The sequence below is a fragment of the Pseudoalteromonas amylolytica genome (assembly GCF_001854605.1).
Taxonomy (GTDB): Bacteria; Pseudomonadota; Gammaproteobacteria; order Enterobacterales; family Alteromonadaceae; genus Pseudoalteromonas; species Pseudoalteromonas amylolytica.
Map to the genome: position 1 here is coordinate 1 of NZ_MKJU01000003.1, position 14,669 is coordinate 14,669.

General features: G+C 44.2%; 15 protein-coding genes. All 15 read right to left on the reverse strand.

Annotated features, from left to right (window positions below; all coding sequences use genetic code 11):
• Window positions 1-68: 68 nt before the first annotated feature.
• Window positions 69-1,253, reverse strand: a complete 1,185-nt coding sequence (gene tuf, locus BET10_RS00040; RefSeq protein ID WP_070982779.1) for an elongation factor Tu — start codon at window positions 1,251-1,253, stop codon at window positions 69-71.
• Between the two features lie 60 nt (window positions 1,254-1,313).
• The gene (gene fusA, locus BET10_RS00045) at window positions 1,314-3,428 is read right to left on the reverse strand and encodes an elongation factor G (protein WP_070982780.1); all 2,115 of its coding nucleotides are present in this window, start codon (window positions 3,426-3,428) and stop codon (window positions 1,314-1,316) included.
• 27 nt (window positions 3,429-3,455) lie between these two features.
• Window positions 3,456-3,926 (reverse strand): 30S ribosomal protein S7, encoded by a 471-nt coding sequence (gene rpsG, locus BET10_RS00050; protein WP_070982781.1) that lies wholly within the window; start codon window positions 3,924-3,926, stop codon window positions 3,456-3,458.
• A gap of 101 nt (window positions 3,927-4,027) precedes the next feature.
• Entirely contained in the window at window positions 4,028-4,402 is a 375-nt protein-coding gene (gene rpsL / locus BET10_RS00055) for a 30S ribosomal protein S12 (RefSeq protein WP_070982782.1), read from the reverse strand.
• Window positions 4,403-4,710: 308 nt separating this feature from the next.
• Window positions 4,711-5,214, reverse strand: coding sequence for a hypothetical protein (locus BET10_RS00065; protein ID WP_070982784.1), 504 nt, complete (start codon window positions 5,212-5,214; stop codon window positions 4,711-4,713).
• Between the two features lie 45 nt (window positions 5,215-5,259).
• Window positions 5,260-5,766, reverse strand: a complete 507-nt coding sequence (locus tag BET10_RS00070; protein ID WP_070982785.1) for a hypothetical protein — start codon at window positions 5,764-5,766, stop codon at window positions 5,260-5,262.
• Window positions 5,763-6,320 (reverse strand): hypothetical protein, encoded by a 558-nt coding sequence (locus BET10_RS00075; protein WP_070982786.1) that lies wholly within the window; start codon window positions 6,318-6,320, stop codon window positions 5,763-5,765. The genes BET10_RS00070 and BET10_RS00075 overlap by 4 nt, the downstream gene beginning before the upstream one ends.
• A gap of 1 nt (window position 6,321) precedes the next feature.
• Window positions 6,322-6,834 carry a hypothetical protein gene (locus tag BET10_RS00080; RefSeq protein WP_070982787.1) on the reverse strand — a complete coding sequence of 171 codons (513 nt, stop codon included), beginning with the start codon at window positions 6,832-6,834 and terminating at the stop codon, window positions 6,322-6,324.
• Window positions 6,835-6,918: 84 nt separating this feature from the next.
• Window positions 6,919-7,488: a hypothetical protein gene (locus tag BET10_RS00085; RefSeq protein WP_070982788.1), complete on the reverse strand. Its 570-nt coding sequence runs from the start codon at window positions 7,486-7,488 to the stop codon at window positions 6,919-6,921.
• Between the two features lie 25 nt (window positions 7,489-7,513).
• Window positions 7,514-8,161 (reverse strand): hypothetical protein, encoded by a 648-nt coding sequence (locus tag BET10_RS00090; RefSeq protein WP_070982789.1) that lies wholly within the window; start codon window positions 8,159-8,161, stop codon window positions 7,514-7,516.
• A gap of 26 nt (window positions 8,162-8,187) precedes the next feature.
• Window positions 8,188-8,688, reverse strand: a complete 501-nt coding sequence (locus BET10_RS00095) for a hypothetical protein (RefSeq protein WP_070982790.1) — start codon at window positions 8,686-8,688, stop codon at window positions 8,188-8,190.
• Between the two features lie 18 nt (window positions 8,689-8,706).
• Window positions 8,707-11,094: a PKD domain-containing protein gene (locus BET10_RS00100; protein WP_070982791.1), complete on the reverse strand. Its 2,388-nt coding sequence runs from the start codon at window positions 11,092-11,094 to the stop codon at window positions 8,707-8,709.
• A gap of 25 nt (window positions 11,095-11,119) precedes the next feature.
• Window positions 11,120-11,662 carry a hypothetical protein gene (locus tag BET10_RS00105; protein ID WP_070982792.1) on the reverse strand — a complete coding sequence of 181 codons (543 nt, stop codon included), beginning with the start codon at window positions 11,660-11,662 and terminating at the stop codon, window positions 11,120-11,122.
• Between the two features lie 64 nt (window positions 11,663-11,726).
• A complete protein-coding gene (locus BET10_RS00110; protein ID WP_070982793.1) occupies window positions 11,727-13,676 on the reverse strand; it encodes a hypothetical protein in 1,950 nt (649 codons plus the stop codon).
• A gap of 64 nt (window positions 13,677-13,740) precedes the next feature.
• Window positions 13,741-14,658, reverse strand: coding sequence for a hypothetical protein (locus BET10_RS00115; protein ID WP_070982794.1), 918 nt, complete (start codon window positions 14,656-14,658; stop codon window positions 13,741-13,743).
• Between the last annotated feature and the right edge of the window lie 11 nt (window positions 14,659-14,669).

Consider the following 14,669-nt stretch of genomic DNA (forward strand, 5'->3'; position numbering starts at 1 on the left):
AGACATAAAAAAACCCGAGCCTAAGCTCGGGTTCTTCTAATGCTTTGTGGCATTAACTAAAGTCGATATTACTCAACGATAGTTGCTACAACACCAGCACCAACTGTACGGCCACCTTCACGGATAGCGAAGCGTAAACCTTCGTCCATCGCGATTGGGCAGATTAGCTCTACAGTCATCTTGATGTTGTCACCAGGCATTACCATTTCTACGCCTTCTGGTAGCTCAACGTTACCTGTTACGTCAGTTGTACGGAAGTAGAACTGTGGACGGTAGCCTTTGAAGAATGGCGTGTGACGACCACCTTCATCTTTAGAAAGTACGTATACTTCTGAAGTGAACTTCGTGTGAGGTGTGATTGAACCAGGCTTCGCTAGTACTTGACCACGCTCAACATCATCACGCTTAGTACCACGTAGTAGTGCACCAATGTTCTCACCCGCACGACCTTCGTCTAGAAGCTTACGGAACATCTCAACACCCGTACAAGTTGTCTTCGTAGTTTCTTTGATACCTACGATTTCAACTTCGTCGTTCACGTTGATGATACCAGCTTCAACACGGCCTGTTACTACTGTACCACGACCCTGGATTGAGAATACGTCTTCGATAGGCATGATGAATGGCTTATCGATATCACGCTCTGGCTCTGGGATGTAAGAATCTAGTGCTTCTGCAAGCTCAACGATCTTGTCTTCCCACTCTTTCTCACCTTCTAGTGCTTTAAGCGCTGAACCTTGGATTAGTGGTAGGTCATCACCTGGGAAGTCATACTCTGAAAGTAGTTCACGTACTTCCATCTCTACTAGCTCTAGAAGCTCTTCGTCGTCAACCATGTCACATTTGTTCATGAATACGATGATGTAAGGTACACCAACCTGACGAGAAAGTAGGATGTGCTCACGTGTTTGAGGCATAGGACCGTCAGTAGCAGCAACTACTAGGATCGCGCCGTCCATCTGTGCAGCACCAGTGATCATGTTTTTAACATAGTCAGCGTGTCCTGGACAGTCTACGTGTGCGTAGTGACGAGTCGGTGTATCGTACTCAACGTGTGAAGTTGAGATTGTGATACCACGCTCACGCTCTTCTGGAGCGTTATCGATTGATGCGAAGTCTTTTGCTTCACCACCGTATACTTTTGCAAGTACGTTAGTGATTGCTGCTGTTAGAGTTGTTTTACCGTGGTCAACGTGGCCGATTGTACCTACGTTTACGTGCGGTTTTACGCGTTCAAACTTTTCTTTTGCCATCTTAAAAAATTCCTATAAAGAAATTAAAGTCCAGCCCTTAGAGACCGGACCGAACTAAAATTACTTAACAGCGCGAGCTGCAATAATTGTGTCAGCCACACTCTTAGCCGCTTCTGCGTACTTGGAAAATTCCATTGAGTACGAGGCACGACCTTGTGTAGCAGAACGAAGATCGGTTGCATAACCAAACATTTCAGAAAGCGGAACTTGTGCATTAATTTGCTTCAAGCCACCGAATGCCTCTTCCATGCCTTCGATTATGCCACGACGACGGTTTAAATCACCTACTACATCACCCATGTTAGCTTCAGGGGTGATAACTTCAACTTTCATTACTGGTTCTAAAATAATTGGGTCTGCTTGCAGCGCACCGTTTTTAAAACCAATTGAACCTGCGATTTTAAACGCCATCTCGTTTGAGTCTACGTCATGGAACGAGCCATCAAACAATGTCGCTTTAACACCCAATAGCGGATAACCGGCAAGGACACCTTGTCGCATCTGCTCTTGAATACCTTTATCAACCGCTGGAATATACTCTTTTGGAATCGCACCACCTACGATTTCGTTAACGAATTCATAAGTTGGCGCCTCATCATCAGAGATATCCATCGGTTCAAGCTTAAGCCAAACGTGACCATATTGACCGCGACCACCAGATTGACGTACGAACTTACCTTCAGCTTCTACCGTGTTACGAATCGTTTCACGGTATGCCACTTGCGGCTTACCAACGTTACATTCAACGCTGAATTCACGTTTCATACGATCAACAATGATATCTAAGTGTAGTTCACCCATACCAGAGATGATCGTTTGACCTGATTCTTCATCCGTTTCTACACGGAATGACGGGTCTTCTGCTGCTAATTTACTTAGCGCGATACCCATTTTGTCTTGGTCAGCTACGGTTCTTGGCTCAACTGCAACTGAAATCACAGGCTCTGGAAATTCCATGCGCTCTAAAGTGATAACAGCTTCTTGTGAACATAATGTGTCACCAGTAGTCACATCTTTAAGACCAATTGCAGCGGCGATGTCACCAGCGCGCACTTCCTTGATCTCTTCACGAGAGTTTGCATGCATTTGAACAATACGGCCCAAACGCTCTTTTTTGCTTTTAACCGGGTTATATACCGCGTCACCCTGTTTAACAGTACCAGAGTAAACACGGAAGAAAGTTAAAGTACCTACAAATGGGTCTGTGGCTATTTTAAATGCCAATGCCGAGAACGGCGCATTATCATCTGCAGGGCGAGTTCCTTCAGAGTCATCTTCTAAGATACCCTGAATCTCTTTAACTTCAGTAGGTGATGGCATGTATTCAATCACAGCGTCAAGCACAGCCTGTACGCCTTTGTTTTTGAATGCACTGCCACAGGTCATTGGTACAATTTCATTGGCCAATGTCTGTTGACGAAGCGCTGCTTTGATTTCAGCTTCGCTTAGTTCACCGTCTTCTAAATATTTTTCCATTAGTTCTTCAGACGCTTCAGCGGCGCTTTCAACTAAGTGAGCACGCCATTCTTCAGCTAAATCTTGAAGATCTGCAGGGATCTCTTCATAAGTGAACGTCATCCCCTGGTCTTCTTGGTTCCAGTTGATGGCCTTCATTTTGATGAGATCGATAACACCTTTAAATTCGTCTTCAGCACCAATCGGTAGCTGAATAGGCACAGGTGTGGCGCCCAGGCGAGATTTCACCTGTCCCACAACAGCAAGGAAGTCTGCGCCAGTACGATCCATTTTGTTTACAAAGACCATACGAGGTACTTCGTATTTGTTCGCCTGACGCCAAACTGTTTCTGTTTGTGGCTGTACACCTGATGAAGCACACAACACGACAACCGCACCATCGAGTACACGTAAAGAACGTTCTACTTCAATGGTAAAGTCAACGTGTCCTGGAGTATCAATGATATTGATACGATGGTCGTCAAATTGCGCGTCCATTCCTTTCCAGAAACACGTGGTTGCAGCAGACGTGATAGTGATACCACGCTCCTGCTCCTGCTCCATCCAGTCCATAGTTGCAGCACCATCGTGAACTTCACCGATCTTATGCGAAAGACCCGTGTAGAACAGAACACGTTCTGTCGTGGTGGTTTTACCTGCATCTACGTGAGCACAAATACCGATATTACGATAGCGCTCAATAGGAGTTGTACGTGCCATATTATCCTCTTAAAGGGTGTTAGCAGATTACCAACGGTAGTGAGCGAATGCTTTGTTCGCTTCAGCCATACGGTGAACGTCTTCACGTTTCTTAACCGCAGTGCCTTTGTTATCAGCAGCGTCAACGATTTCTTGAGCTAAACGTAAGCCCATAGATTTCTCGCCACGCTTACGTGCAGCTTCAACTAACCAACGCATACCTAATGCGTTGCGACGAACTGGACGTACTTCAACTGGTACTTGGTATGTAGAACCACCAACACGGCGAGATTTAACCTCAACCGCTGGGCGTACATTTTCAAGTGCAGCTTCAAAGATTTCTAGGTGCGACTTGCCTGATTTCTCAGCAGCCACGTCTAACGCACCGTATACGATTTTTTCAGCAGTAGATTTCTTGCCGTCTAACATTACTACGTTAACGAATTTAGCAAGAAGTTCTGATCCGAACTTCGGATCTGGAAGAATTTTACGTTGACCTATTACGCGTCTTCTAGGCATTTTATATCTCCGGTATCTTCAGGTTCGCCTTATGGGCGACTCCCAAAACAAATTATTTAAAAATTAAAACTTAAGTGCTTGGCCTTACTAACGGAGAACCATTAGCCCTTAGGGCGTTTTGCACCGTACTTAGAACGAGCCTGTTTACGGTCGTTTACGCCGGCACAGTCAAGTGCACCACGAACAGTGTGGAAACGCACACCTGGTAAGTCTTTAACACGACCACCACGGATAAGGATTACACTGTGCTCTTGTAAGTTGTGACCTTCACCACCGATGTATGAAGTTACTTCGAAACCGTTAGTTAAACGCACACGTGCTACTTTACGTAATGCAGAGTTTGGTTTCTTAGGTGTAGTTGTATATACGCGAGTACATACACCACGCTTTTGCGGACAAGCTTTAAGCGCAGCTGAGTTACTTTTTGTAACCTTGCTACGACGTGGCTTACGCACTAGCTGGTTAATAGTTGCCATTAAATAGCTCCTGATTAGTTAAAATTACTACTGAAAAAATATAAAAATCGACCCTATTTCTTCGTCATTTTCATGGAACGAATAAATGGGTGGCCGAATTTTAATGAGCAAAGATTGACCTGTCAATAAAAACCATCCCAAAAGCACTAACTTTAACGCTTTTGGGATGGTTTGTTGTGGGTTCATGCTCAAAATAGTGGGTACTGCAATAGACAAGCCAAGTGACAACTCCATCACTGATGATGGACACAATTACTCATCAAGGAAGCTAGGAGTTATCACTTAACGTTGGTTTTACACGCTTGGCGTTAGAACTTATTCGTCATGTAAAGTCTAAGATCAATACTTGCGATATCGGTAAAGTACATACGCGCAAGACTACCCAATTTGTCCATTCTCACCTTTACAGATTCACACCCAGCTGGAATTGGATGATTTGCAACGCGAATTTGGGGTTTGACCACATAACTTGATCTTTCATACCGCAGACCATACGAGGTATCTGATTCAACCACCACGTCATTACAATACACTGAGACTGTCATGCCAAAATTAGATGAATACCACGCTGAGGCGATTTCCCCCGTCAGCTGAACATCTAGTTCTGTAAGCCCCCATGTGCCATATAATGGAAACTCAACTTCGTACGCCACCTCAGCATATTTGTCGACACCACCTTCACGCTTATACAGCTGCTTAATGACTTGCACGTCATCTTTGGTTATTTGTACCGTTTCACCAACAAAGAAGGTAGGTAATGCCGATACACTCGACGCCATCAAACACGCGGCTAATGCCATTAAATGTTTCATTAATCACTCCTTGTAATTAAGGCACCAATCGGTGCCTTAAAAACCTTAACGCGGTATGGTCTCAATCACTTGAACATTGAACTGCAGATCGGTCACTCGAGTATAGAACTGTCGGCTTAGATGACCTTCTTTATCGATGCGCACGGTCAGTTCCTGACAGTTTCCACCTGTATTGAGGTAACTTGAGATAGCAGGCTTAGCTAAATAAGAAACACCGTCAATACGAATACCAAAGTCCATATCTTCACCGATGAAAATGGGCTCATCTATATACGGTGAGTTACAGGTTACCGACAACGTGGCGGCCATGTTACCCGAAAACCAACGCGTATAAACCAGCCCATCAACGCGATAATTCAGGTTCTGCCCAAAATCACCGTCCATTGCGAACTTAGCCTCATATGCCACAACTGCCTCACGTCCTGCATAGGGCACTGTAATTGGTTCAAAGTCATTGAAGCCAAGTTCATAAGCAACTCCCCCTACATCCACGGGAGCTGCAAATGCTTGCGACGCAGTTAATAAGCTAGAAACGATAATTAATTTTTTCACTGAATTACCTCATATTTTACTGACTCTGAACCCGTGGTAGTATTTTTCAGGTTCATAGAGCCTTTGATTTGTGCATCACTTTCGCCACTTAAGGTTGTGACATGCAACTTCACTGATTGACATGTGATCGGGTTTAATTTAACCAATGAGATATCAAACGACAGTGAGCTGTCAGCACTGCTTAGTTCTTCGTTGGTAAATTCACTGTAGCTTTTTCGGTCTTCATACAAGAGTTGGTCATCACACGACAACGAAAGACTCGCCTCATGCAACAATTCACTGTGTAACACATTTTCATATGCCCCTGTACACTCCAACCCCTGCCATTGTGTGCACACAGGCTGCTGGCCTGAGCTTAAAGCTCCAAGACCTGATATCTCCAAGTGTACGTCGATTACAGCGGCGCTGGTTAAGCCAGAAGCAGCCAAGTTCAATTCATAGCTGCTACCTTGTTGCTGCATATCTTTATCAGTAAATGTGCTGCTTATCTCAGAAGCAAGTCCTAGGGTGCTGAATGCGAGCAAGCTGGTGCCCATTGCGATTGCTTTTAACATCTTATAGTGCTCCTTGAGGTGAGTTAAATCCTTTTACTGCAACGCTAAACGAAATATCTTGAATGCGCGTGTAGAACTGGCGGCTTAAAGATCCTTCTTTAGATAATTCGATTTTTAACTGAGTACAGCCCTCTACGCCTTTTCTCAACTCAGTGATTATAGGCTGTGCTGGTGTCGACTGACCATCGACGCGTTTGCCGTAAGCTTTACTCATTCCAACCGGCACGCCATTGCAGCTCATTTTAGTTACTAAGCTGAAATTAGACGCAAACCAACGTGCTGAAACCTCACCACTGGCATCAAAAAATAGTGCCGATTGTGCGCCCTGTACATCCACTAAAGCCTGGTAGCCAGTGACAACAGTTCGACCAGCCCACACCGTTGTAATGGGCGTAAAATCAGCTGTAGTTAATAACAGAGCTTCTTGATCAACACTCACGGTTTTGTCAATTACAGAAGCAAATACACTGCTCGAACAGGCCAAGATGCCTGCTGCTAACAAAAGTTTATTCATCTTTATATTTCCTTATTTTGCACTCATGTATCAGGCTGGTTAAGCATCAAAACCACCAGCCTGAATACAGTATTCCTTTGCGTATTAATCCAATGCTTCAGAGATCATCACGTTCAAGTCTAAGTAACTTGGCTGCCATTTCGTTTTATTAAAAGTCAACCTCAAGTCCAATCGTGTGCAACTCCCGCCCGTGGTAGCCGCACGCGAGATATAAAACTTGTCTCCGGAGTCAGAAGCACTGAATGAGCCACAAGAGACACTTAAGTTCATATGCTTGGCCGCTCTACCAGAAATATCAAAGTACAGCTTCTGGCCAAAGTCATTGTAAACAGGCAACGATAATGTGTAGCCCGAGTATTCAGTAACGACTAAAGGGTCTAGGCCAGGACAGGTGTACGTTACTTCCTTAACAATAGGTTTAAAGTCACTGCGACTTAAAGTGTAACGCTCTCCGCCGATGAAAATCGGAGAGGCTTGCTGAATGCTTTGATTAAAAGCTTGCAAACCAAACGACCTAACTTCTGGGCCCGTGCTGTAAGTACATGGCTCATTCGGTGGTGGATAGATACCATCATTTGGCTTAGCCTGCGCCGAGAGTGAGCTTGCCGCAGCCAACGTAAGTAAAGTACCACTGCATAAATTAATTAATTTCACATCAATTCCTTATTTATCAACTTGATTAGTAAAGTTCTTCTGAAATAGTGATGTTTAGATCGATAGACGTTGGTGCTGTTGAGTTTGAAAACGAGTACTTCACTTTCATTGCTTTACACGTACCACCGGTATTTTGAGACTTAGAGATCACCCACTTAGTACCTGAGTCCGTCGCGCTGAAAGAGCCACATGACACCGCTAAGTTCATTGATTTATCTGAACGACCGCTGATGTCAAAAAACAGGTCTTGAGAATAGTCACCACTGACTGCAAACGTCGCTTCATAACCTGATAAAACATTTACAGTAATCGGTTCAGGCATAAGACAAGGCTCGTAAATCACACGGGTGGTATAAACAGGGCTAAAGTCTGACTTACTAAGCGAATAGCGCGCACCACCAATGTAAATTGGAGAGGCCATTGTTGTTACCGCCTTCGCAGCTTCCATCATTTGCTGTGGTGTTACGGCTTGATACTCTTTTAGGGCTTCTATGCGAATGTCGCAATATCTGTCACTGTATCTATCACAGCACGGGTATCTTAGCGCACGCTCTTGAGCAGATAACTCTAGCATAGATGTTACGTCTGTTGTTAACGACTCTGTACTTGCCGTAGCACGAAATGAGAAGATGGTAAGTACCGAAAAAATAAGCAGTATCAGTTTGGTTTTCATAACAATTTCCTTTTTTAGTTTGTGTATTAAAAATTAAGATTTAAAAAGACGATTAAATTTACGTTTAGTACGTCAATTGTTGCGGCGGGGTTAGTTGCTGATGACCCTGTTTTATTAACTCTAAGCTTCAACTCCTTACACTCACCGTTGGTTTTTTTACGGTTATATATAGAGAAGCGAGCAGGTAATAAGCGGCCTCTGCGATTGATCACCACATCAGCGTCATAGCCAATATCAATACCAGAGCATACAACCGACATTTCCATTAACATTGGCGAACCATCTGTGGTCCCTACAGCGTCACCGCTCACATCGAAAATAAGCTCAGGGTAGTCCCCGATAAAGTCGTCATACATATCCACACCGACAGGGATAGCTGCGTCGTAGCCGACTACTTGTCCATTGGCATAGACAGGGGTGAAGTCATCCATGGTATAGCTATACTGTTCACCGCCCACATAGATTGGCTCAATTGCCTGTGCACCAAAAGTGAGCAAAAGTGCCAATGCTGCTGTTAGTTTTTTCATATTAATTTTCCTTTTATATTATTGATTACAAATAGTTACAAAGCCTCTAGATGGAATATCAACTGAGTAATAGACATTCATCAGTTGGCTACTTGGCGTAGTGATTTGCAAATTATCATCCACGTATAGTTCATACTTAGCGGTTGCTGGTAAGCTGAATGCTTGGGTTGATCTACCTAAGCTATCGAGTGTAAAGCTGATTTTTTGATCATACTCAGATGTGATAGAGCCCATTTCAGGAACGGTTGAGTACATACGATAGCCAACCTCAATAACGTCTGGGCCGCTGTATTGAGGGCACGTAAACAGTCTCACTTCAATCGGTTGCATATTTGGCACAAATGCCTCACCAAAGTTGATGACAAACCCATCTTGAGTCACGCTAGGTGCGGTGTAAGTGCCCGACGCTAGACGTTCATCCTCGGTTTTAATCACCAAAGCTGCGCCCTCTTCAACTTCTACTTGCACATTCAATACACCTTGTGCGTCGCTCACATATTGCTTTCCATTTATCGTGAATCCGGCATCTGCAACTGGGTGTTTGTATGAGTTAACAACTGTTCCTCTAACATAGCCTGTGAGCATATTGACAGGATCTGATACATCCACACGTACTGTCTTAGAGCTTGAATTACCGATTGAATCGCTAAGGTGTAGATTTATAGCGTATGTACCCGCTACATCTACTACCAAACTGGTCGAATCTGACGCATCCGTAGTGAGTTGTGCTGTTGAATCTTCGGGTTTTACCAAAGACCATTGATAGGACAAAGCATCGCCTTCTGGGTCATAACTTGCCGACGCATTGAATAGCACCTGTGCTCCGACTTCAACCTCTCTTGCTGAGTCATCTGCTAACACTATAACTGGTGGTAAGTTAGCCTGTACTTGTACTGTATGCGTTAGCGGATCTGAGTAATATTGACCATCATGAACACGTAAAGACACAATGTAGCTGCCAAGTTCCGTTGGAGTGAAATAGGCTGTGCCATCATCTCTTGTATGCAGTTGCACTTGTGCCGCGCTTTCAATCAGCTGCCATTCATACGTCAGTGTGTCGTTGTTAGGGTCTGAGCTCTGGCTTGCGTCAAGCTCAACTGTATTACCAATGTACGCCACATCTGGAGCTGTTAGATGTGCTGTTGGTTGCTGATTCGCATCAATGTAATAGGTCTGCGTATTAGAGGTTACTTCTGTTTGGCCATCCGATACACTCACTGCTACCGCGTATTCACCCGCAACATCAGGATGTAACTTCGCCACCGATTCTGTGGCCGCTTGCAATTGGGCTGCGCTTTGTTGTGGACGACTGAGTAGCTGCCATTGATAGGTCAGCGGCTCACCTTCTGGGTCGAAACAAGACTTACAAACAAGTTCAAGTGGTGCAACAGGTGCGTGAATGTCTTCACCAAGCTGTGCAACCGGTGGTAAGTTGTCAGTGGTGACTGATAATAAGTACGACGCTTGCGCAGAAGCGCCATGCGAGTCGGTAACACTCACCTCAATTTCATAATCACCCAAAACGGCGGCCGAAAAGCTTGTTTGTGCATCAAACAATGTACTTAAATTGGCGCTCGCTCCCTCAGGTTGTGACACTACGTCCCAAGCAAAAGACAAGTTGTCAAACCTGTCGGGATCATAACTTTCACTGGCATCAAGAACGATAACTTCATTAGGTTTTAGCTGAGTCTCTAGGTCCTTAAGTACGACAACTGGGGTCGAGTTTACGCCCAGTGCATCACTGGTAACCGTCAAGGTATCTGTGGCAATGTCACCTTGATCATTTTGGACACTCAGTTCAACAACAAATTGTCCAACCTGATCCGCAACAAAGGTCGTTTTTACCTTCTTATCTTTGAAGATTTTTGCTTGGCTATTTTCTGGTTTTTCGATAATGCGCCATTGATAACCTGTGATAACCCCATCTAGATCACGGCTTTCACTGCCATCTAGGGAAACAATCTGGCCTTTCTTTACGGTAATATCTTGGCCCGCTGATGCGACTAATTTCATGTCATCATTAAGCACAAACTCGAAGCTGGAAGGCTTACTATATGCTTTTCCATCGCTTGCCGTTAAAGTGAGTACATACTTATCAGCAGTGTTTAATTGCACTGCAATTTCTTCTTTGTTACGCACATCTATTGCCACAGGCGTTCGCTCGGCACCTTTGGTGAGCGTCCACTCGTAGCTCAATGCATCTCCATCAGGGTCGTAGCTTTTCGAAGCATTAAAATGTACCAACTTATTTTTGGTAATCGTTGTGTCACTAGAGGTGATCACCGCAATAGGTGCTTGATTTTTAGCTGCACTGTTTGTTTCTGCTTGCACCTCTGTGCTGCCCGAACCTCCACACGCGGAGATCAATATACACAGTGGAATGGGAAAGCTATTTTTCCATATCATTTCAGTATTCCTTTTTAACTTTCAATTAATTGTACGCTGCTTGCCTGATAGCTTCGGTTAGCGCCATAGCTTGCTTCCCCAACACTCGAGCATTTTCAGCTATTTGATTTTGTTCATATAAAATATCGTCATCTAAACTCTGCGAGGCTGAACCCGTTGCAACGAAATCTTTGTTTCGTTTTTCCACTCGACTTGCAAGCTCGGCTAAGCGCTCTTTCTGCACTCGTGTCGCTTCACGATATGCATTCACTTGATCTTTAAGGTGCGGAAAAGAAGTGATAACAAACTTGTAGTATTCTTCTTCTTTATCTGGGTCTACCTTAGCGGCCTGTTCGATGACGTCTGACGTTTCACGGTGACGCTTTGCCCGCTCTAAGATCTCTCCCACACTTTTTTTGGCTGCCACAACACTTTGCTGCTCAACCTCGGGGTCTTTATGTTCTTTTTCCATTTCTACTTTTGGCTTTTTAGTCTGAGGCTGTACTTCATCTTTTGGGACGTACACACTCCAACCCAAATAACCAATAACAACAGTGCAGATGACTGCAATTACAATCTTTGCCTTCATAAAAAAATCCTAACCTAATATTTGAGAACGATATGAGGGGGCAAGCCCCCTCCGAAATCATGGCTTAGTTACATTGACTTGAGTCAATACACACTTTAGCTTTGATAGAAGCACTGCCTTGATATACGTTGAATGAGTCTTTCTCGTATCGTTTCCAGATTTTTCCGTACTCATGTGAAACAGAAGACGTCGTACCTTGCGCTTTAGAACCACCGATCTTATCTAGGGCGCGAAGAACAACATTAGCGAATTGACAGTACATGTTCGCAGGACATACTTTCATCAAGCCGTCACCAAGTGTTGCACCGACATCGCTTTGACCTGGGTCTGTTACTTCAGGGTCTTTAACAATCAAGTCATAAGACTCTGCATATACAGCCAAGAACATTTGCCACATATCGTTGTACATCTGTGTTTCAAACTTCTCAGCCAGTCTTCTTGCTTCTTCAGGATCATTTGACTCTGGTACTAGGCTCAAATTACATTCCATCCCCAGCTCATCACGTGCTGTGGTACGAATATGATCCCAGCTCTTGGTTTTGGTTTTGAACCAGCTCCAGCTCTTAGACTTACCAGCATTTCTCCAGTACGAGTTCATGCGATCTACGTCAATTGAACACTCACCTTTAAGCTTGCCCGGATAAGCGTAGTAACTATATGAAAGTGCGATGTTTGTTGAGAATACAGGGCTGTTAAGAACCGGCTTGTATTCATCACGAGTTACTTTCCAAGAAGCCGTTTCGCCCTCGTGAGTCGCGCTATAATTACGAACAACGTTCGCCTCATAATCACCACAACGAGCATCTTTTGTAACGTGGAAATCAACACCACCAGAACCTAGAGAGTCCCATGTTGTCGCGTCAAAGTGGATTTGGTCGCCCACTGTTTCACGTTCAAACGGCATGGTTTTATCACCGATATTGCCGAAGTTAATGATGGTATTTGCAGGATAAGTCCAAACATTTTTGCGGAAGATAGGTTGATTATCGTCAGTCGTGATATTTGGGTTATCTCTGGTCACACCTGAGTTCAAACGAATATCAAAGACGTTAAGCTGCTGCACTGAATAATCGGTTTTACCTGCACTGGCAAGCGCATTAGACAAGATAGCTGCTTCATCGCCCCACAGGTTATATCCTGCAGAAGCAATACCAGCAATTAGACTCCCTGCCTCTTTGACCGATCTATATTCAACTTCATAGGCATTGTTTACGATTAACAGTTGAGACTGATATACGCGCATCAAGAAATCTAGTTGATTATCAATACGAGTTAGCTTGTCCTCAAATGCATCGTACTCACCTTTAGTAGCGTAGTACTCGTCACGGATTGCAGCTTTACGTGCTTCAACTTCCGTAACCTCTGCTCTTGCTGCTTCTATCAGTGGCGTATATCGATTTGCAACCCCCATGATACACTCGTACATTTTGGAGAAGTCGCCGCCTGAGTTCACGATACATTGGTTGTTCGCTGCAGATTGCTCATCTTTAAGCGAGTCCAATTTTTTACGAGCAAGCTCTAAATCAAGAACAATACCGGTCCACACACTATCTAGTTGATTGAATCTTTCGATCAACCCGCCGTTCGCAATCGCAAGATTATTAATCTCTTCATACTTAGCGACAATATCGTTTGTCGACTTAGTATTACGCGCTGGAATACCGACAGTTAGCTGAAAGTAGTTACTAACATAATCGTCATTGTCAATCGCCTCTTGAATCTGCTGAGGTGTACTTGGTAGTCTGTATGCCTGCTCTTTCATCGCAACGTATGAAGAACAGTTTGGACCGCCGCCTGTATCAAAATAAGTACCAATCATGTCCTTGTCATTTGCAGGGAACACGTGGAGCGTTTTTGGATTTTCATGGTCCGGTACTACATTGCCAATCCCAGCCGGTGTTGCAATACCCAACTTACTCAGTGGATTGCCTGATGTGTTATCAGGTAGAGCGTGTGCAGTGGCACTGTGTACCAAAGCAGCAGCAACAGAAGCTGCTATGAGTTTTCCGTACATAGTTATATTTCCTTTACGGTGTTAATAGATCCTTTACGGGTCAGATTTATAAGCTATAAAAGCCTTATAGCCTCGTTCTTAACTTACTGACTGCGTTTTGTAGGATCGTACGATCCCTGCCTACGTATTTACTGGCAAGCCACGCTGTCTGTGAGTTTAAGAAGTTGTACAACTGAGAAATATTGCTTTCATTTACATAAAGCGCAGAAGACAAAGAACTTCTCAAGTTAGCAAGTTGAGCCGTACACAAGCTTGAATAGCTGCCTGTGCCACAGTTACTTTCTAAATAAGTCTTGGTGCTGCTTAGGTCGCTCAGTACATCTTGTAGCTCTGCTGCCAAGATTTCGTCTTCAACATCAAACTGCATGAATTCTAATGAAGCAATGGTGTTGTTGATGGCAGTAAGTAAGTTTGTGTGGCCTGTTGATGGCACTGCCTGTGCAAACATGCCTTCCAAATGCACGTTGAAAGACACTAAGTGCGTAGCAACTTGGTTAAAGTAACGAGGCTCTGGATAAGTAACCAGTTGCTGTACTTCTAATAAACAGCCTGGCTTTATTGCCTGAAAGCCAGTTGCGCCCGATAGCTCGGAGAAGTTTAATACAGAAGCGTTGTTGCCATGAGTCAGCTCAACTGAACTTGGCTCATATGTACGAGAACCTGCAATACGGTTTGAAACCGACGAACCATCTGCGTTTGACAGCGTGAAGCGCACCGATAGTGGACGTATTGATTCACATGCAAACGTATAGTTAAGCATTGTTTTAAACAGGCCATTATTAATCAGGCTTCCGCTTGCATATGTATTGTTTTTCTGCGCGTATACGTTCATACCTGAAAATTGGCAAGGTGGCACAAAGCGCTCGCCTTGTGATGTCATACGCGATTGACATTGCTCTTCGGCCTCAAAAACCTTGACCGGAAAGGCATAAGCCGACGCCGCACTTGTCAAAGACAAGGTCGCTATTAATAAAGCTTTCATTATGTATATCC

Coding starts and splice junctions, on each gene's coding strand:
- tuf (WP_070982779.1), bottom strand. CDS start 1,253: ATGGCAAAAGAAAAGTTTGAACGCGTAAAACCGCACGTAAACGTAGGT.
- fusA (WP_070982780.1), bottom strand. CDS start 3,428: ATGGCACGTACAACTCCTATTGAGCGCTATCGTAATATCGGTATTTGT.
- rpsG (WP_070982781.1), bottom strand. CDS start 3,926: ATGCCTAGAAGACGCGTAATAGGTCAACGTAAAATTCTTCCAGATCCG.
- rpsL (WP_070982782.1), bottom strand. CDS start 4,402: ATGGCAACTATTAACCAGCTAGTGCGTAAGCCACGTCGTAGCAAGGTT.
- BET10_RS00065 (WP_070982784.1), bottom strand. CDS start 5,214: ATGAAACATTTAATGGCATTAGCCGCGTGTTTGATGGCGTCGAGTGTA.
- BET10_RS00075 (WP_070982786.1), bottom strand. CDS start 6,320: ATGTTAAAAGCAATCGCAATGGGCACCAGCTTGCTCGCATTCAGCACC.
- BET10_RS00080 (WP_070982787.1), bottom strand. CDS start 6,834: ATGAATAAACTTTTGTTAGCAGCAGGCATCTTGGCCTGTTCGAGCAGT.
- BET10_RS00090 (WP_070982789.1), bottom strand. CDS start 8,161: ATGAAAACCAAACTGATACTGCTTATTTTTTCGGTACTTACCATCTTC.
- BET10_RS00095 (WP_070982790.1), bottom strand. CDS start 8,688: ATGAAAAAACTAACAGCAGCATTGGCACTTTTGCTCACTTTTGGTGCA.
- BET10_RS00100 (WP_070982791.1), bottom strand. CDS start 11,094: ATGATATGGAAAAATAGCTTTCCCATTCCACTGTGTATATTGATCTCC.
- BET10_RS00105 (WP_070982792.1), bottom strand. CDS start 11,662: ATGAAGGCAAAGATTGTAATTGCAGTCATCTGCACTGTTGTTATTGGT.
- BET10_RS00110 (WP_070982793.1), bottom strand. CDS start 13,676: ATGTACGGAAAACTCATAGCAGCTTCTGTTGCTGCTGCTTTGGTACAC.
- BET10_RS00115 (WP_070982794.1), bottom strand. CDS start 14,658: ATGAAAGCTTTATTAATAGCGACCTTGTCTTTGACAAGTGCGGCGTCG.